The sequence below is a fragment of the Candidatus Uabimicrobium amorphum genome (assembly GCF_009002475.1).
Lineage (GTDB): Bacteria > Planctomycetota > Uabimicrobiia > Uabimicrobiales > Uabimicrobiaceae > Uabimicrobium > Uabimicrobium amorphum.
Genome location: NZ_AP019860.1, coordinates 2836173 through 2855121 on the forward strand (window position 1 = coordinate 2836173; position 18949 = coordinate 2855121).

The window sequence follows — 18949 nt, forward strand, 5'->3', positions numbered from 1 at the left end:
TGACCGTGACCCTGACCGTAATCGTAGCCGTCACCGTAATCGTAGCCGTCACCGTAATCGTAGCCGTCACCGTAACTAAACAACAGGAGCAATACGTGAATATCTCTCTAACCAACAAACAAGCCATTATTTGTGGCGCCAGCCAAGGAATTGGACGCGCCACAGCGATTCAATTCGCAAATCTAGGTGCCAGTACATTGTTACTAGCGCGTAATGAAGAAAAACTACAAGAAATTATACGCGATTTACCACAAAAAGACGCACAACAACACCACTATCTCGTTGTAGATCTTTCTCAACCGCAACAAACGCTCGAATGCGTAAATAAATTCCTAAAAGACAAACCGATACATATTTTAGTCAATAATTGTGGTGGACCCAAGCCAGGTAGTTTAATTGATGCACACCTAGACGATTTTGACAACGCCTTCACACCACACTTGAAAGCATCACATCTTCTGGTACAGTCTTTACACAAAAGAATGGCTGCCGAAAACTATGGACGTGTTATCAACATCATATCCACATCTGTCAAACAGCCGATCCGCGGGTTGGGTGTCTCCAACACCACGCGTGGAGCGATGGCGAGTTGGGCGAAAACACTAGCTGCAGAACTAGGTCCACTGAATATTACCGTAAACAATGTACTCCCTGGTTATACCGCAACAGAACGCTTACAATCCATTATTGCAAACAAAGCCACTAAAAACAATAGCAGCACTGACGAAGTCACCGCTACCATGAAAAAACAAGTACCTCTCGGTAGATTTGCCACTGCAACGGAAGTCGCAAACGCCATTGCATTTCTTGCTTCTCCTGCGGCAAGTTACATAAATGGAATTTCTCTTGCCGTAGATGGTGGGCGTACCGAAAGTTTATAGTGAAATAACGCGAAAAAGATAAAGAGCAAACCCCAAGGTGTCGCGTCCATATCGTAGATAATTCTTACGCCATAACCTAATGTGCTTTAACATATCTTCGTTGTCTTCGTCTTCGGGGTTCTCTATCACATAATCTTCAATCGAACGTGAATACAGCCACTCGTAGTTGTCAAAATCTTCCTCACTTGCTGTATGCGAATAAAGCGGTACTAGATTGTGCTTTATAGCAACATCAACGTTTTGCCAGTGGGAATAATAATCGTTTTCACTGGCATGAAGATACTGCAAATACTCGCTATGTGGCTTTTGTTTCCAATACCCTTCGGCAAACAACATTTGTCCATTTTTCTTTAGCAAAGGAATCAACACCTGCAAAGATTTCTCATAACCCCCTAAAGCATGAGAGGAACCTGTGCATATCACAAGATCAACAGAATTAGGCGCAATCTTTTGGATAAATTTTTGGGCATCCATATGCTCAAAATGTATATCTTGCATACCTTGGCCGCGTCTCACCGCTTGCTGTATCGTCGCTTCGCAAATGTCGACACCGCGTGCATGGATGGCGTACTCTTTGGCAATGCGAACAAGTATCTCGCCATTTCCGCACCCTATGTCTACGACAACAGCATTTTCCGGTAGTTGTAGTTCACGAATAATTTTATGTATTTTACTTTCGCTAATAGGGTTATAAAATACATGACGACGATGGGCGATAAACGAACGTTTATTTCTCATGAATTCTCCAAATAGTTTTGTCAGTTTACGTATAGAATATATTTACATACAAAAAAACGATCGCGAACGGATCGATAACAACCTGCGCATGTCAATATAAACATTAGGAGATTACACAATGTATATCTGGAAAACAATAAAAATATTTGTTAGCTCTACTTTTCGAGATTTAGAGAAAGAACGCGACGAATTGTCGGTAGCATTTCGCAATTTGCAGCAAAAAGTATTTTCGCGAAACCTACACATTACTCCTTACGATTTGCGCTGGCAAGATCAAAACGATCCCAACTTAGTTCGTTGGTGCTTAGATAAAGTCGAAAAGTGTGAATACTTTGTGGGAATTATTGGTAACCGTTACGGCTGGCAACCTCCATATGACTACTTTGGTGACGAAAATATCCAAAGTATTTCCATTACCGAAATGGAAATACGCAAAGCATTAGAATGCACCGACAAGAAAAAACGATTTTTTTGTTTTTTACAACATGAAGAAACACCTTCACCACAAATTGTCCAGTTGAAAGAACTCCTCAAGGACGAAAAAATTATTCATGTCCAGCAACAAGATATTTCGTCCTGCGTTTACAATACATTCTCACAAATGCTTGATGATACATACCCAATACAAAAACAAACAACACGTGATAACTACATGGAAATTGTTCGCGAAATGATCGAAGAAAAATCTCGTGGTTTCACTGGACGCAAAGAGTTGTTGAGTAAACTCCATAACTTCTTACAAACAAAAAATGGCCAAAAAAACACCATAGTCATTGAAGGCGTTGCTGGATGCGGAAAATCAGCAATTGTTTCACAATTTCTCTGTGAAATTTCTCAAAAAAAAATTGCTCACTATGTCGGTACTTTCGAAAATCAGAGTTTGTATCACTTGCATCGTAGTCTTGGAGCGCAGCTTTTACAACTAGGTTTTATCGAAAAACTGCAACAACTCCCCCAACAACTCAGCAAACAAATACAAAACACACTGCAAAATATAGAGGAGCCACTAGTTGTTGTGATTGATGGTGTCGATGAATTTGCCAATCGTCGCGACTTTTTTCAGTGGTGGCCAACAAACATATCCAAAAATGTGCGCGTGATTTGGACAGCACGTCTCGGAGAAAACTATTCTTGCCAAGTTCATCCCATAGTGGTACCTGCGTTGGAAGAACAAGATATGCGCACAATCATTGACCATCAACGTAGTAAAGTACGTATTTCTTCTGAGCAAGAAGATTTGTTGTTACAATATTCGCAAGGAAATCCATTATATCTAAAGGTTGCTTTGGAAGAAATTAGTTTAGGAGGTATTGCTGTGGGTCAATTGGCCAAGAACATCGACGCGTTGTTTCAACAAGTAATGCAACGCTTGCAAACAAAATATAACCAAGATATGGTATGCGATTATCTGGGCCTAATTGCTGCTAGCTCTTTGGGAATGACCGAAATGGAACTACGCGAATGTTTATCAACAAAATATGCCTCCGACGAATACCAAGCATTTTGTATAGAAGCTAGCGAAAGCTTTGCCAGTTTTTTCTCACCACGTAAGGATATATACCAATTTTTCCACCAAGAGTTCGAACGTTCCGTAAAAATGATGTTGGGACGTGGTCGCATGCGTGACTACCATAGTACCTTAGCACAGTTTTTTTGGGACAAAGGTTTTGATTACGATCGTTCGTTAATGGAACTCCCCTTCCAGTTACAGTGGGGAGAACGCTATAGTGAATCTCTACAAATCCTAACAGATATCGACTTCTTGTGTGCCAAATGCCAGCGTGGTATGGTTGTGGATCTTCTCAACGATTTAAAATTTGCCGCAGAAACAACGATTATGCCTATACCTGAAGATTTGAAAATTCATGTTGGTGAAGCACATGTATCGAGGAATACGTTGCGACTTATTCGAAATGCATTGGAAGTAGATCTCTCATTTTTAATCAAACATCCACAAGAGTTATTTACCTGCTTATGGAATCAAATTTTTTGGCATGACAGTCCACTCGCACAGCAATACTACCCACAGCAAACAAACGTCGTTAATAACAACATGCACCAACTGGTCGAATTTTGGCGGCAGAGTAAAGTACGAAATAGTCTATGGTTGCGTAGTTTAAGACCTCTCCCTCATCGCCTCGATTCTCCCTTACGAAGAATTCTACGTGGACATCAAGACCCTATTAGAACGATGGCCTTATCCCCCAATACCATGTACCTAGCCTCAGGTGATCAAAAAGGAAAAATTTGTATTTGGGAACTCGCAACAGGAAAACTCCTACAAGGAATAGAGGCACACGCACGCGATATTTCCCATTTAGTCTTTAGCGAAGATAGTCTCAAAATCATCAGTGGTTCATTCGACGAAACAGTAAAGGTATTTGCTGTAGAAAGTGGAGAGTGTATTCATACTCTTTGTGGACACCAAGGAGCGGTGATGGGCGTGGCTCACAGCCAAAGATATATTTTTTCCGCGGCAATGGATCAAACTTTACGCGTGTGGGATTTAGAAAACGGTACTTTAATTTCACACATGATGAGCGAAAATGAATTGAGTGGCATTGCCGTATATGATAACACTCATGTCATCGTTACCGGAGAAAAATCTATCGAAATGTGGAATATCGACAAATTACAATGTGTAGATTCGGTAACGCAAAACGCAGAAATTTCCTGTTTACATATACATGACAATGCTATATTCACCGCCTCGCAAGACAAAAAAATATACAAATGGCTTGTGGAAAAATCAGGGAAAATTAATCCTTCGCCTGCTTTTATTTTAGAAAGGCATCGTGACATTATCAGTGACTTACACGTGGAAGATAATACGCTCATTTCCAGCTCTTTTGATAAAACAATTGCTATTTCACAGCTAGATAGTAATACACAAAAGCAGCTTGATGCCCATGAAAATTGGGTGAGTGCCATATGCCGAGATGGACAAACTATCTACACTTGTTCATGGGATTCCTCTATTCGTGTATGGAGCCTGGACAATATCGAAAATCCGTTGTACACTTTGCAAGGACACACAAATGACATAGAAAGCTATTTGCTAAGTTCCGACGGCAAACACATCGTCACCGTAGGTAAAGATCACAAAGTGAATATTTGGAATGAACAAGGAGTGTTACTACAGTCCATCCCACGACAAAAAGGGCATCTCGACAGTATTGCCATCACTCCAGATACCACAAAATTAGTCTCTGCGGGAGGAAGCGAAGGAACGACAATTGAAATTTGGGACACCGCAACTGGACAGTGTGTGCAAAATCTGGATAGCAAAAGCAGTCGTATCATGCATGTCGCCGCAAATCGCGACGCCACCATAATCGCCGCTGGGCACATGAATGGTAGTATTTGGTTATGGAAAGATAACACAGAAATGCGTATAGAGGCTCACCGCGGTTTTGTCAGTACTCTTGGATTTAGCAAAGATGACACGCGGATTGTTAGCAGTGGCAGCGACAATTTTTTGCGTTTTTGGAATGTCACAACCCAAGAATTACAATGCGAAATTTCCTTAGAAGACAAAGTAGAAACCGTAACCATTCACGACTCTTACGTAAGTTGTAAGATACAAGGAAACAACAACCATTGGGATTTTGAAGGAAATCCTTACAGCGAAACTCACGTAGAGTCAAAGCACAGTATTGACAATTCCGGCGACTACACTACACTGAAAATCTCTGATCAAAAAACTGCCTTTCCCATACGACTAAAGGAACCGAAAATCGTTGCCAATCGTCTATATGGATATCACAACAATCATTTGTTTATTTTACAGATAGGCTAATATTTGATGTTACAGAGAAACATCATTCAGTGAAAGAAAATGTAAATAACGTAGGGGGGATTGCCGAAAACAACGGACAATCCATCCCATTATCCGCGAGGTTGTACTTGTGGTTGATATTCGATATTATGGCCACACAAAATATTTAGACACTTGACTAAATCGATCGTATGCAAAGACAAAACGGAACGAAAGTCATCCCGACGGTACCCACCAAATAAACTCAAGGAAACAGGTAGAGGCCGTCCTGTCTCTAGTTCAACTTCATTGACCCACTCATAGAATATCTTTGAGCATTCAATCCATTCCTCTGTGGTTAATTGACGTCCAATGTCATCTAACTCATGACTATCTGCACCGTGACAAAATACAACATAGTGCAATTTCTTATTGACGAATTCATCTTTTAGAAGCTGTAAAATTATTTTCAAATTTTTTAGATATTCCTCATGCTCCGTTTCAATGTTGACATTCCAACCTTTTGGTACCGCTTCATTCAAATCCGGAACAAATTCCCTACTATCCTCGATACTATTCCCGTAATGTCCATCTAGATCAATATAAGCACCACATACACCTAATTCTCGATAAAGCCGTATAGAAGCGATGACCTGACCAGAAAAAGCGCAAAATAAAGCTCCATGTTGTGGTATAGCATGATGAAAACCGCTAGTCGGGCTAAAACTTATCTCATTAGGATGCTCTATGGCATAACGAATAGCATGGTAAAAGCTTGCGTTCGTGTAGCGAACAGTTTCAGCATATTGGCGAGACCATTTAATACCAAGAGTATCATGACCACTACAGTAAGGTTCTTTACCAGCAAAAAACCCTTCCACGTACTCTGGTTTATGTGCGACGAAAAATTGATCTTTGGTAAAAGGTGCAAAATCTGACTTTATCTCAAAAAATTGATCTAAATCTTGTTCGGCAAGGTACTCCAGTAACAACTTGGGCTTAAGAGGAGATCTACTTTCATCAAAACTTTGAATGGAATAAACTTGTTCTCCTCTATAAAAAGTAACTATTTTATTTTTTTTCATAAATAACGCCAATCATCGAAATTAGATTGTTGCTTACGACCGTAAAAAAGCAATACGGCAATGGTAATGGCACCAACCAAAAATAGATTCACCTTCCCAACGCCCACTTCTTCGTACGACTTAAACCTTCCTCTAATGAGATTTTAGGTTGCCAATCATATAATTTCTGTGCCAAATCGCAATTTACGACAAAATCATGGAAGGCATTGTGCGGAAAGCGAATTTTGTTGTTTTTCGCATAGTCGCGAAACTCAGAGAGCGACAGGTTAAGGTTTTCGATCTCTGGTAGTGGTACATCGCAAACCTGTGCCATTGTTTTTAGGTAAGTGTCCCAATCAAAATGAATCCCCGCGGCATTGACCGTTACATTTTTCTTCGAAGACAACAAAGATGCCACAATAAGACATGCCAAATCTTCTACATAAATATAGCTATTGCGTACAAAAATTTTGCCGGGAAAGGCAATTTTATCTTTGTGGATCTCTTCAAAAAAATACCGCCCACGTTCCTCATGAGAATCGTCTTCTCCATACACAACCGCTGGCCGTATAATAACATGCGTTCTTTTGCGCACAGCATCTTCGGCTTGGATTTTATTGTGCCCATATTTATGGTGTTGACAAGTAGAAACAGCAGTACTTTCATCTATATGACAACTACTGATCTCCCCATATACCGCAGAAGAAGAAATCAAAACGTAGACATCTGCACGCAAAGACTCATTGACCACCTCGACATCTTTTCGCGTAAAAGCCGCTAAATCAACAACAGCATCAAAACTTTTTCCTTGTAAACGTCGACGAAAGGCGGGAATGTCTTTGCGATTCAAGCAGATATTCTCAACACCTTCATGTAGAGGATCTTGCATACGACGATATACATTGACAACATTGCACTGCTTTGCCAATAACATTGTTATTAATACGCGACCAATGAAGCCATTTCCTCCGATCACAAGAACTCTCATTTTTTGAGTACCCGACTATTATCTTTACGCACCGTCAATCCTACTTTGTCAAAATAGTCCAAAAGTGGAATGGCAAATTTACGCGAAGTTTTTATTTGGTCGCGGAAATCTGCGGATATTAACTCGCCATTTTGCGCAATGGTTTCGCGAATAAAGTTTTCGGCCTTTTCAATTGCAGAAATGTGAAAATATATTTCGTGGGTAATGGGTACCAACACGTTTTTTTCTACTAAAAATTCCACAAGAGCCTCTCTATTTTTTAGCTGACTGCTTTCCAACACGTCTTTTTTGGAGGGCGGAGAAAACAAGGCACTTGCGAACTTATCTTCCACATTGTTGACATACTCTTCTTCCGCAGGTTTGAGCTTTACTTGGTGGCTCTTAAGACTAATTTTATTTTTTTCCACCTTTACCTCTGGCATTTTTTGCAGGCAAAAATCGAGTTCAACAGAATCTGTTTTGCTGAGGTTGCGAAGATCAAGTATCGACATATATAACTTAAACTTATTCTTTTTCAAATATTGGCGAATAACATCGAGTATCTCTGTGCACCTCTCCGCTAAAATTTCGCCATGGATATAGCGTTGCGGGTTGGCACTTACTGCGACAATGACTTCTTTGTCACGAAGCTCTTCTATAATTTTCTGAAAAGAAACTTCTTCCAAAAGGCACTTTTTACGTATCTCATCCGCGCGACAAATTCGTCCTTCTTTAAAACGCATTTCCACAAGAGCGATATCGCTTTGTATAGAAGAACTCTTGTTTTGTAAAGCGCTAATTTGTGCACGAAATGGTTTGAGTTTTTTGTGACCCGCATCAATCACCACTCCGCCTCCAATAGTAATCATAGGAGAGGATAAACGCAGTATAAATGGATCTCCTGGAGCAACAACCACATTTTCTTCCAGGCGCACCTGAATAAAGCCTTGTTCTCCTGGAGCGAGAGATGCTTGTCCCAGTACCGAAACATGTCCCATAATTTCTGCCGTTCCACAATGAAAACGAATAGGAGTCATGTGTTGTAAATGACGCTTATGATTTTTTGAATACCAAAATTTTCCTTCAATAAATGGTACAGATTTTAGATACCCTGGTACCGAAACGACATTGCCGCGCTTTATTTGTTGGTAATTCACATCTTTTAAATTTAACGCCGTACTATGCCCCGCGTTTGCAGTTTTTATATCTTGACCGTACGCGTGTATTTTCTTTACTTTGGTTAAAATTCCTTGGGGAAGTATTTCGACCTCATCGCCTATGGCAACACTCCCTGCCATGGGTATACCTGTGGCAACCGTACCATGGCCGTGGCTTGTAAAGACGCGTTGTATTGGCATACGAAATATTCCCTCTAAAGATCGAGGAGTTAGATTCTGCACTTCGCGAAATAAAATTTCGCAAAATTCGTCCCAACCACTGCCGGAAGTTGCAGAGATTTTACAAATAGGCGCCTCTTGTAAAAAAGAATCCTGTAAAAATTCGCGAATGTCTTCTTCGACAAGCATCAGCAATTCTTCGTCGACTAAATCCACCTTAGAAATAGCCACTAGACCTTTTTTGATTCCCAGTAGTTCCATGATCTCTAAATGTTCTTGTGTCTGAGGCATCACCCCATCATCAGCGGCAATCACTAACACTACGTAGTCAATTCCCGTAGCACCGGCCACCATATTTTTGATAAACTTCTCGTGACCAGGTACATCGATAATTCCCACTTTTTTTCCATTGGGCAATGCCAAAGGAGCAAAGCCCAAATCAATAGTTAAACCCCGTTCTTTTTCTTCTTTCAAACGGTCGGGATTTATTCCGGTTAATTTTCGAACAATACTCGACTTACCATGATCAATGTGTCCTGCGGTACCGATAATAACATTAAAAATATCCATGTGTTTTATTCCACTACCAATTTTCCACCCAAGTGGTTGTTATCGCGAACTAAAATAATTGAAACGACATCTCCATAATCAACGTATTTCAAAAAATTCGTCATGTCTTTCGCGCTGCGAATGCGAAACTGACCAAGACTTAAAATTATGTCTCCTGGAAAAACATTAATGCGACTTGCTGCTCCGCCGCGACGTACTTTGGTAACCATTACGCCACCACGTATTTTTTTCACGTCGACACCCAATCTTTTCCAAACGACAGTGTTAGAGACTACTTGCTTGCGTCGTGAAATTTTGAGATATACGCTCTGTACTTCGCCATTTTTTTCAAAGCGGATTCGTATTCTTTCCCCGATATTTTTCATATAAACAATCTTGTTGAAGTCAAACATCGAACGTACAATTTGATTGTCAATCCTTGTAATAACACTTCCGGCACTTAGCCCAGCTTCAAAAGCGGGAGAATTGCGAACAACAGACTTTACATACACCGACCACTTTCCGCGCGTATTTTGTGCCAACTTCAAACCTAGAGTTTGTTCTTTTAATTTTTCATAGTTGAGTAATTTACCGATAACTTTGCGAACACGATCAGCGGGGATCGCAAAACCTAAACCTTGACCTTGGGCGTAGATTGCGGTGTTAATGCCAACCAATTGTGCATGTACATTGAGTAGCGCTCCGCCAGAATTTCCCGGGTTAATCGCTGCGTCTGTTTGCACAAAATCACTAAAATTTACTTTGCCTTGAATGGCCAAAGGTCTGTTCTTTGCGCTAATAACTCCTGTGGTTACACTACTTTCTAAACCAAAAGGGTTGCCTAGTGCGATCGCTGTTTCCCCAATCATGACATCCTGGGAATCAGCCCATGAAATAGCTTTCAAAGCTGGTGCATCTATCTTCAACAGTGCTAAATCGTTTTTTTCATCTGCGGCAACTAAATTTGCGATGTAAGTTTGCTTATTACCAAGGGCGACACTTATCTGTGAAGCCCGTTGAATAACATGCGCGTTTGTCACAATAAAACCGCTTTTGTCAACAATAACACCTGAACCAAGGCTATTTGTTTTTTGCACCCGCGGCTGATAACGTCCAAAAAATTCTTCAAAAACATCATCAAAAGGCGAAGAACGGCGTACAACTCTCTCGGTACTAATATTGACAATACATGGACTTACCTCTTCCACGACTTCCACAATTGCGGTTCGACGCGAGATTTGAGCTGTTGTGACACAGCAAAACACAACGAGACAAAAAAGTAAAAATTTTTCTTTTGAAAACATAAAAAATCCTTTTTAGCATTTTAACTATAAATTTTTATGTAAAAAGTCATTATAATGTTATAATTGAGTATAGTCCATGCCTAAAAAAGACACATCGACAGAATTATGGCACAAAAGTAGAGTTAGAGCAAAAAGGGAATGCTATGAAAAGAGGTTTTACATTAATTGAATTACTAGTAGTAATTGCTATCATTGGAGTTTTATCGGCGATACTTATTCCAAACTTAGCGGTTGTAAAAGAAAGGGCTATGCGCGCAAGTTGTATAAACAACCTATTACAGATGGGAAGATTATATAAGATGTTCCAAACAGACTTGGGAAATCAGGTCCTCTATCCACAAGCAGATGGCAGTGAATTTGTAGTCTCTTTGTACAAAGAAGGGCTTATTGTAGAGTCCAGTCTTTTTTTATGCCCTTCAACTCCCGACGTAAACAGCGGGGATTTACTGGACGCTCTCGTGGTCGGCGATGCCGACAACGCTTGTAGTTATGCTGGACGTAAAAACGCTGATCAGGGTGTTTATCCTGGTTTCTTTAAGTTGGCAAATGATATTGTACCCACACCAATGGTCGCTGATGATATAGATCAGCCTGATGCAAGTGAATCTAACAAACACAACCATGGAAACAGCACAAATTTCTTGATGCTAGATTTACATGCCGAGACGCAAAACAATTTTGTCGACGAAATTAGCTTTAACCTTGTATTTGATCCTTTAACCAATTAAATTTATTGCGCAAAATTTACAATCTACAATTATAAATTTGCAATGTTTTTAATCATGGTAACCGAGTTGCCTTTTTCGTTATATATAAGCTCATCTGCTATGCGACTTACGCTATGTATTCCAAGACCGCCGGGACGCATTCCCATGGATTTTCGATATTGTAAAACATCCATGGGATTTTTTTTCTGTGGCCCAATGACTGCGTGAGGCAAAAGCTCCATATCAAAGCCTGTCCCTTGGTCCTTAATCATGAACATTAAAAGAGTTGGTGTTTTCAGAAAACAAATATTTACCACCGAGCCTTCACGATACTTATTGCCGTGTTCGATCGCGTTTTGAATAAGCTCTTTAATCGCATATTCCATCATTTTTTTGTATTTGAATTCCGGCATCATGTGTATGATAAAGCTACAGTACGCATTGATATAATTAGAGTTAGAAGGAATTTCAATTTCTAACCATCTCTCAAAGCCAGAGAGAATATTCCACTCAAAATCATCAAACTCAATACAACATTTCAAACAGTCAGACAAAGTATCTTCAAAAATAGGTTTGTGCACAAATGCAAATACATTTCTCTTGATAAGTTCCACTAGAAAACTTGCTTCGTTGTTTTTTGACATGGCAATAAAAGGTTTTGTGTATTTTGATTTTACACATTCTACCCATGATAAATCATCTTTATCAACATCAGCAACAATACCTCGTGGTTTCTCTTTTTCCACAAGATATGTTGCCTTGTTATAGTCATCGGTACAAATGACTTCGTATTTTTTCTCTGCAAGTTGTGTTTTTAACGAGTTATGAAGAGTCTTGTCCTTATCCACAACTAGGATAAGAGGAGAAGGCATATTAAGATCCCTTTTCATCTAAAACCGAGGTAATATCCGCCCATAAATCTTCGATATCTTCCAATCCAACTGATATTCGAATTAAACCATCATCAAGTCCTCTGGCAACTCTAAGATCTCTAGGAATAGACGCATGTGTCATAGAAGCAGGATGGCAAACCAGAGATTCTACCGCTCCCAGACTTTCTGCCAGTTTTATCAATTTAAACGACGCAATCAACTTTTTCGTCTCTTGCAAATCGGTATTAAAAATAACGGACACAATACCAGAATACCCACTCATTTGTTTCTGAGCCAAGCTATGCTGAGGATGAGATTCTAAACCGGGATATATAGTTGTCTTTACTTTCGGATGTTTACTTAATCTTTTGGCGAGTTCCCAGGCATTTTCCTGGTGTCTTTCCATGCGCACAGCTAACGTTTTGATACTACGACTTAATAGCCACGCGTCAAAAGGTGAGGGATTAAATCCAATTGCTTTTCTCGCATAGTCAAGATGATCTTTCCATTCCTTGCTATTTGTTGCCACACACCCTCCCACAATATCACTATGTCCACCAATATATTTGGTACAAGAATGTAGTACTAAATCAGCACCTAGTGACAAAGGACTTTGGAAGTATGATGAGGCAAATGTATTGTCAACGACAAGTTCCGCATTATGTTCATGAGCAAGTGCCGCGAGTTTCTCAATGTCTGCTAATGTCAACAGTGGATTGGTAGGACTTTCAATCCATATAAGTCTTGCCCCTTTTGCCAATTCGCTTTTTACCCAACCTTCGTCGTTGATATCTCCAAAAACAGCGTCGATATGCTGCCCGAGAAAGGTGTTTTTCATCAAACGAAAAGTTCCACCGTATACATCGTCAATAGAAATCACTCGTTCGCCGGGCTGTAGCCTACTTAGAATACTAGTAACCCCTCCGAGTCCTGAACTAAAAATTGTCGCAAACTTTGCATTCTCCAAACTCGCAAGAGTTTCTTCTAGAAAACCAAAATTGGGATTTCCACTTCTTGTGTAATCGTATACCTTTGGCTCTCCAGGTGTATCTTGCTTGTATGTTGTTGTCATATAAATAGGTGGTACAACACTATTAAACTCTTTTTCGACCGGTTGACCAATATGCAGAGCCTTTGTCGCAAATCCAAACTTGTCTGACATCTAAAAAATACCCTTACAATAAATCCTTAGACTTCAACCATTCCCCATCAAATACCTTTGACAAATACTTAACACCACTGTCGGGAAAAACTGTTACAATGGTGCATGGAGTAGAAATGCGCTTTGCAAGTTCCAAGCATGCCCACATGTTTCCTCCCGAACTTCCCCCAACAAGAATCCCTTCTTTTTCGGCGAGATCTCGACAAGCGGCAAATGCCTGTTTGTCGTTATACTGCATCATTTCGTCTACTACATCAAAATCCATGCATTTTGTTAGGTGATCTTCCCCAACCCCTTCGACAAAATACGAACCAATTTCGTTTTCATCAATTTCTTTGGTATGAAAGTATTTATAAAATATAGAACCAAAAGGGTCAGGAACAACTATTTTTAGATCCTTGTTTTTTTCTTTTAAATATTTCCCTGTACCCGATACAGTACCCCCTGTACTTCCACCTGCAACAAAGTAATCAATGTTACCCGAAGTTTGCTCCCATATCTCTGGCCCAGTAGTCAAATAGTGTGCTTCGCGATTTTTTAAGTTATCGTACTGATTGATCATAAAACTGTTAGGTGTACTTGCGGCCAAGTCACGTGCTTTTTGAACATAATGGTCGGGTTTTCCAGGCAATGCTTCTGTGGGACATACCACAACCTCGGCGCCCAAAGCTCGCAATGTATTCTGCTTTTCCATGCTTACTTTGTCGGGCATGGTGAGTATGGCTTTATATCCCTTAATTGCCGCAATCATTGCCACCGCAGCTCCGGTGTTACCAGAGGTATTTTCGATAATCGTCCCCCCTGGTTTTAGTTCGCCACTTTTTTCGGCTTCTTCAATAATGTGCTTTACAATGCGATCTTTGATACTAAGTCCTGGATTGAAGTATTCTAACTTGGCATACATGTTAATATGTGGCTGTGGACATATTTTTTCTAATTTGACTAGAGGAGTATTACCTATTGTATCTAGAATATTACACGCGTTATTCATCGAGTTGTCACGAGGAAAAATAAAAATAGAATGTGTCATACAAACAGAGTACTACTACACAACTCATTTCCTCGTATCTCCTTTCTGGAAACAAAAGTAATCGTCCTACACAACGAGGTATAGAAGGATTTTATTACTTAAAGGGAGTACTTCCACTTCCTAAAATGTTACACACAGGGTTTTGCATGAAAATAAATTAGCATATTTAGACACAAAAATCTAGAAGGTGTTTGAAATTTATTATCTGTGACCAATTTACCATTCTACTGCTTGGGTAGTTGGTATTCAAACCATAGAGGTCACAGAGAGAAATTATAAAACACCATGTAAATAACATCTACTTAAAAAAAGTAAGTAATATTTTGAGATAGTCTATATAATAGAGAATTCCTTTTTATTTCTCGAAGATCTCTAATTTCACAGAGGTTTTCTTTGATTTTTACTTGAGAGAATATATAATTTAATTCACTCTTTATTTTCACCTGATATTTCACGAAAGATGGTTATGGAGTATTTAAGCGAAAAAGATTTCAACTGTTTTCATCCTAGCAAAAGCAAAAATGCGCTATACAACAAAAAACGTTTAGAAATACGGCGCAAGTTACAAGCTCTTGGAAAAACAATAAAACCGTTTCTGGAAAATTTGGATTGCTGTTTTGATATAAAAACCAGCCTTCATCATCCTTTTCTGTACAACCAGTATAAAGTCGTATCGCAATGGGTGTATTTCGTACCTTCCAAAAAAGACTTACAACCCTTAAAAAAGATATTTGGACAGGATTTTTTCGATGAGCTCAAGTCTGGATACAATCATACAGTACTACTTGTAGGTGTGGACTATGATGGTCTTAACGTTTCTTTAAAAACACACCAAAAAGCATGGTGGGATGGAAAAAATATAAAAAACAAGTGCAAAAAATCTCAGTCTCGTCAGGAACTACGCGACTTGTTGCATGACTTACAAAACTTTTCGCTTAAAATACATGACTACAAAAAAATATACCACTGTGAAAAAATTACGTCTGATGAATTGAATATGTTTTTGAAATATTACTCCCCAGGTGAGCACTGGCTTCATCTTGATTATCGTATATCGCGAGAAGATAGCTGTATCGAAGAACAATTACTTATAGAAAAACTGAAGCAATTGTTGATAGCAATTATTCCGGTGTATAAGTTTATAAAATGGTCCCCTAACAATAATTATGTTTTTAAAGACAAGAACTGACATAGACTCTAAGGATGTTTTACTAATTTTATCATCAAAGAATGTCCGGCTTCAGAACAGGAGAATCAAATGCTCAAAAGTGAAGATGAACTCGTTGCCAAGACCGTTTTAAAAAAAGAACTAGTCACACAAGAAGAGCTAAATGAATGTATTGATGTTTGTGAACAACAGCCAAACTCTTGTATGCTAGTTGATGTTCTCGTTGATAACGGTTACTTATCTAGATCGCAACGGGATGATATCATAAACGAAATTGACAAAGTTGTAAAAATTCTTGTAAAAGGTGCCTTAATACAGTGCTCAAACTGTAATCATTCTTTTAACGAAGGTTTAATCAAATCTGGAAAAAGAAGTTTGCGTTGCGGAATGTGTGGAACCATTTTGTCGAAAAAGAAAAGCTCTAATTTTGACACAGCCGAAGTGCAAGAAGTTTTTCCTGTTCAAGATAACGACGCGATAGAAGATGTTGCCGAAGTAGGTGCCGTCATTGATATACCGGGATATGAAATCAAGCGCTCTCTTGGTGTAAACTACTACGGAAGAACCTATAAAGCCTCTAAGGACGGTGAAAGTTATGCCCTTCTCGTTTTAGATAAAAATCTCCTCAACGACAAAGATTATATGTCAAGTATTTCCGAAGCATTGAAGGTTTACACAGAGTCAGAAATCCCCAATGCACCGATATGTAAAGGACTAGAATTCTACAAAGATACTGCATACATCGTGTGGGAATACATCGGGGGAGATAGTTTACACAAGATTTTAAGTAAGGGTAAAAACATCTCCGTAGATGAATCGATAAAAATTATCGCACGGCTTGTTAAAATTCTCCGTTATGCAAATGAACAGGGCTTAACGCACTACAACGTGTGCCCTTCGAATATCATCATTTCCAAGAAAAATAACAAACCTGTTTTACTAAATACAGGTATACACCGTAAAGTGGTGGAAAACTCGTTATACTTTGTAGATCAGTACCAAGAGGTGGCTTTTTTTGTCGCTCCAGAACATGTAGGGCCACAAAAGAAGTTTGATTTTCGCACCGACATGTATGCCCTAGGTTTAGTATTTTACAATTTGCTCGCGCAACAGCCGCTTTTCTATGGTGTATCTCCCTACGAAATTATTAAACAAGGTAACAATGTTGACTTAGCAGAGCTAAAAAATCTCAATGCGGAAGTCAGCGATGATATTATCGCTATTTTATCAAAATTGTTAGCTCCACTGCCAACGAATCGCTATCAAAGCTACAAAGAGTTATTGTGGCACTTGCAAAATCCAGAGCGTGTACACAAAAATGTTGCCTTAACCGAAATAGAAGAAGAAATTTTTGAGCAACCGACTGAAATGATCAGTCGCACCAAAAAAGAAGCGATAGAAGCTGTAGATCGCGAAAAGCAAAAACTCATTGAAGGCAAAGATTTGGAAGGCCGCTTACGTAAGAAAAGACTTGCCAGTCGCCGCCAAAAACGTCCAACAGGAATGCGGAATACATTTATCATTCTCGCAGTGCTCGCCGTAATTGCCTATTTTGTCAATGATTACGTACAAAAAAACCAACGCACACAAATTGTAGCCAAAGATTACAAAGCATTGAAAGCAGAATACGACAAGTTGAGTAAAGTGCCCGTGGAATGGCCAAAAATGAAAAAGCAACTTGAAGATTTTGTGAAAAAAAATAAAGATCAAAGTTTTTACGTTGATAACGTTTACTCTCACTTAAATGAACTCAAATACAACTGGAAACAGTACTTGTATAAAGAAGTCGATAATCTTCGCGACGAAGTCAATGTTTTGCAAAAACAAAATAAATTTGCTAAGAGCATAGAGCAAATAAACCGTATTCCAGCGACTTTGGTCAAAAATGCCGAGAAAGATGTTGCAAAAGACATCGACCAAAAATTGCAAAACTTAAAAGAAGAGATGATCAATGCCGCACAAAATGTCTACAGTGAAACACACAATGCACGCGATACACTACTACGCAAATATAAAAACTCCGTTTCAATGGACTATAACCCTTCTGCGATTGACAAAGAGTATGCTTCCGTGGCAGGAATGCTCACAAAAACGCGTGATACCTTTCAAGAAGGTGTCACCAATCCAACACCAGATATACAAAAAATCATAGATTCTTTAACAGCAGACATACAACAGCTAGAAGAAAAACATCTAAAATACAAAGAGTTTCTGAAACAAAAATCAGATAGTGTTCTAGAAACTCAAGTAAGTCGCATTAACAACAACATCATTGTTGCGAGAAAAAATTTCCAATTTTTCCAAGCGATTAACATATGTGAGCAAACCCAACGCAAGGCATCTCTGGTAGAAGTTAGCATTCTCAAAAAGATAAAAAAGATACTTAGTCATTTAGCGAAAGCAAAAAGCATCTTAATTGCAAAATTTAAAACTCCTCCTACCACTATACGAGTTTTTTATCGAGGGCAATCATACACTTTGCAAACCCTCACCAAAGATTCTATCGTATTGAGTAGAAACAAAAAGGTGAATTGGAATAGCGCCCCGAGCTTTTTACTACCCAAACTCATCAAAAAAGTCTCGCTTACACCAAATGTTTCGACACAAGACCTACTTAGTTTAAGTTTCTTAGCCAAGGAAGTTGGTGATAATTTCTTGTTTTATAGTTTACTAGAAGCTAGTGTTCGTGGTGTAAACGTGGAAGCAGAATTCTACCAAGAAGAGCAAGATATCAAATTAAGTAGCAAAGCTTCAGATGGTATAAAAAAATTGCAACAAGATAATTCTCCACAAGCCATGAAACGCCTCCTACAAATACGAAATGAATATGTTATATCAAAAATACTACGACAAAAGCACAACAAAGATTTGGAGAAAAGTTTCGTTCGCATCCAAAAAAACATCCACTCTCTTGGCGACACGACATTTTTTAACTTTGACGCACAATCGCAAACGCAAAAGTGGAAATCCACAAAAACAAAAATGGTAAATGGCTTTCTAAAGACGAAGGGAAATATTCTCATTCCCAAAAAAAATGTGAAGTTCATTTCAGGCCTTATGATGTTTAAAGATATACAAAGCAAAGTAACTATTTCTTTCGGGGCCTACGAATTGGAAATTGATGCCCGTAGTAAAACCAAGTGTATCGTAAACCGCGAAGACGGAACCGGACGTACTCTAAATTTTCCTGTCCCCATCAACAAGTGGTTTGTCTTTTCGATGTACATAGACAATGGTTTGATTCACTGGCGCGTCAACAACAAAACCACTTCTTTCACGCATAAAAACAAAATTGCACGAAACGGTGTAAAAATAAAAGTGGTAAGTGCTGAAGCTGTCGAATTTGAAAATATGTTAATTGCACAAGACTAAAATTAAGTGTTAGTAGTTTTGCACAAAATCAGGAGAAGGTA

Annotated in this window: 13 protein-coding genes; 5 read left to right on the forward strand and 8 right to left on the reverse strand. The window is 39.1% G+C overall.

The annotated features are described in order from the left end of the window. Positions 1–95 precede the first annotated feature (95 nt). Complete coding sequence (locus UABAM_RS10075) at positions 96–881, forward strand: SDR family oxidoreductase (RefSeq protein WP_151967876.1); 786 nt, start codon at positions 96–98, stop codon at positions 879–881. Here the strand turns inward: UABAM_RS10075 and UABAM_RS10080 are convergent. Further along, positions 876–1619 carry a class I SAM-dependent methyltransferase gene (locus UABAM_RS10080; protein WP_151967877.1) on the reverse strand — a complete coding sequence of 248 codons (744 nt, stop codon included), beginning with the start codon at positions 1617–1619 and terminating at the stop codon, positions 876–878. The genes UABAM_RS10075 and UABAM_RS10080 overlap by 6 nt on opposite strands. Before the next feature lie 118 nt (positions 1620–1737). Between UABAM_RS10080 and UABAM_RS10085 the strand changes: the two genes are divergently transcribed. Next, on the forward strand, positions 1738–5418 hold the full coding sequence (locus UABAM_RS10085; RefSeq protein ID WP_151967878.1) for a DUF4062 domain-containing protein: 3681 nt from the start codon (positions 1738–1740) through the stop codon (positions 5416–5418). A gap of 89 nt (positions 5419–5507) precedes the next feature. Here UABAM_RS10085 and UABAM_RS10090 read toward each other — a convergent pair whose 3' ends face one another. From UABAM_RS10090 to UABAM_RS10105, 4 genes are all read right to left on the reverse strand, one after another. After that, the gene (locus tag UABAM_RS10090) at positions 5508–6461 is read right to left on the reverse strand and encodes an arginase family protein (protein WP_151967879.1); all 954 of its coding nucleotides are present in this window, start codon (positions 6459–6461) and stop codon (positions 5508–5510) included. An 88-nt stretch (positions 6462–6549) separates the two neighbouring features. Beyond that, the gene (locus UABAM_RS10095; protein WP_151967880.1) at positions 6550–7428 is read right to left on the reverse strand and encodes an NAD-dependent epimerase/dehydratase family protein; all 879 of its coding nucleotides are present in this window, start codon (positions 7426–7428) and stop codon (positions 6550–6552) included. Continuing rightward, complete coding sequence (gene selB, locus UABAM_RS10100) at positions 7425–9314, reverse strand: selenocysteine-specific translation elongation factor (RefSeq protein ID WP_151967881.1); 1890 nt, start codon at positions 9312–9314, stop codon at positions 7425–7427. The genes UABAM_RS10095 and selB overlap by 4 nt, the downstream gene beginning before the upstream one ends. A gap of 5 nt (positions 9315–9319) precedes the next feature. After that, on the reverse strand, positions 9320–10597 hold the full coding sequence (locus UABAM_RS10105; RefSeq protein WP_151967882.1) for a trypsin-like peptidase domain-containing protein: 1278 nt from the start codon (positions 10595–10597) through the stop codon (positions 9320–9322). A gap of 143 nt (positions 10598–10740) precedes the next feature. On the opposite strand from UABAM_RS10105, the gene UABAM_RS10110 reads away from it, so the two are divergent. After that, positions 10741–11325, forward strand: a complete 585-nt coding sequence (locus UABAM_RS10110; RefSeq protein ID WP_151967883.1) for a type II secretion system protein — start codon at positions 10741–10743, stop codon at positions 11323–11325. A 29-nt stretch (positions 11326–11354) separates the two neighbouring features. Here UABAM_RS10110 and UABAM_RS10115 read toward each other — a convergent pair whose 3' ends face one another. From UABAM_RS10115 to UABAM_RS10125, 3 genes are read right to left on the reverse strand one after another with little or no spacing between them, the layout of a single operon-like run. Continuing rightward, positions 11355–12176 (reverse strand): ATP-binding response regulator, encoded by an 822-nt coding sequence (locus tag UABAM_RS10115; protein ID WP_173013235.1) that lies wholly within the window; start codon positions 12174–12176, stop codon positions 11355–11357. Between the two features lies 1 nt (position 12177). Continuing rightward, a complete protein-coding gene (locus UABAM_RS10120) occupies positions 12178–13338 on the reverse strand; it encodes a trans-sulfuration enzyme family protein (protein WP_151967885.1) in 1161 nt (386 codons plus the stop codon). 13 nt (positions 13339–13351) lie between these two features. Beyond that, positions 13352–14329: a PLP-dependent cysteine synthase family protein gene (locus tag UABAM_RS10125; protein ID WP_151967886.1), complete on the reverse strand. Its 978-nt coding sequence runs from the start codon at positions 14327–14329 to the stop codon at positions 13352–13354. Positions 14330–14834: 505 nt separating this feature from the next. On the opposite strand from UABAM_RS10125, the gene UABAM_RS10130 reads away from it, so the two are divergent. After that, positions 14835–15557: a hypothetical protein gene (locus UABAM_RS10130; protein ID WP_151967887.1), complete on the forward strand. Its 723-nt coding sequence runs from the start codon at positions 14835–14837 to the stop codon at positions 15555–15557. A 69-nt stretch (positions 15558–15626) separates the two neighbouring features. Next, positions 15627–18908: a protein kinase domain-containing protein gene (locus tag UABAM_RS10135; protein ID WP_151967888.1), complete on the forward strand. Its 3282-nt coding sequence runs from the start codon at positions 15627–15629 to the stop codon at positions 18906–18908. Positions 18909–18949: the final 41 nt, after the last annotated feature.

Bases quoted from the DNA above. Each gene is read 5' to 3' on its own strand.
- UABAM_RS10105 (WP_151967882.1), bottom strand. From the start codon at position 10,597: ATGTTTTCAAAAGAAAAATTTTTACTTTTTTGTCTCGTTGTGTTTTGC.
- UABAM_RS10090 (WP_151967879.1), bottom strand. From the start codon at position 6,461: ATGAAAAAAAATAAAATAGTTACTTTTTATAGAGGAGAACAAGTTTAT.
- UABAM_RS10130 (WP_151967887.1), top strand. From the start codon at position 14,835: ATGGAGTATTTAAGCGAAAAAGATTTCAACTGTTTTCATCCTAGCAAA.
- UABAM_RS10135 (WP_151967888.1), top strand. From the start codon at position 15,627: ATGCTCAAAAGTGAAGATGAACTCGTTGCCAAGACCGTTTTAAAAAAA.
- UABAM_RS10115 (WP_173013235.1), bottom strand. From the start codon at position 12,176: ATGCCTTCTCCTCTTATCCTAGTTGTGGATAAGGACAAGACTCTTCAT.
- selB (WP_151967881.1), bottom strand. From the start codon at position 9,314: ATGGATATTTTTAATGTTATTATCGGTACCGCAGGACACATTGATCAT.
- UABAM_RS10125 (WP_151967886.1), bottom strand. From the start codon at position 14,329: ATGAATAACGCGTGTAATATTCTAGATACAATAGGTAATACTCCTCTA.
- UABAM_RS10080 (WP_151967877.1), bottom strand. From the start codon at position 1,619: ATGAGAAATAAACGTTCGTTTATCGCCCATCGTCGTCATGTATTTTAT.
- UABAM_RS10110 (WP_151967883.1), top strand. From the start codon at position 10,741: ATGAAAAGAGGTTTTACATTAATTGAATTACTAGTAGTAATTGCTATC.
- UABAM_RS10120 (WP_151967885.1), bottom strand. From the start codon at position 13,338: ATGTCAGACAAGTTTGGATTTGCGACAAAGGCTCTGCATATTGGTCAA.
- UABAM_RS10095 (WP_151967880.1), bottom strand. From the start codon at position 7,428: ATGAGAGTTCTTGTGATCGGAGGAAATGGCTTCATTGGTCGCGTATTA.
- UABAM_RS10085 (WP_151967878.1), top strand. From the start codon at position 1,738: ATGTATATCTGGAAAACAATAAAAATATTTGTTAGCTCTACTTTTCGA.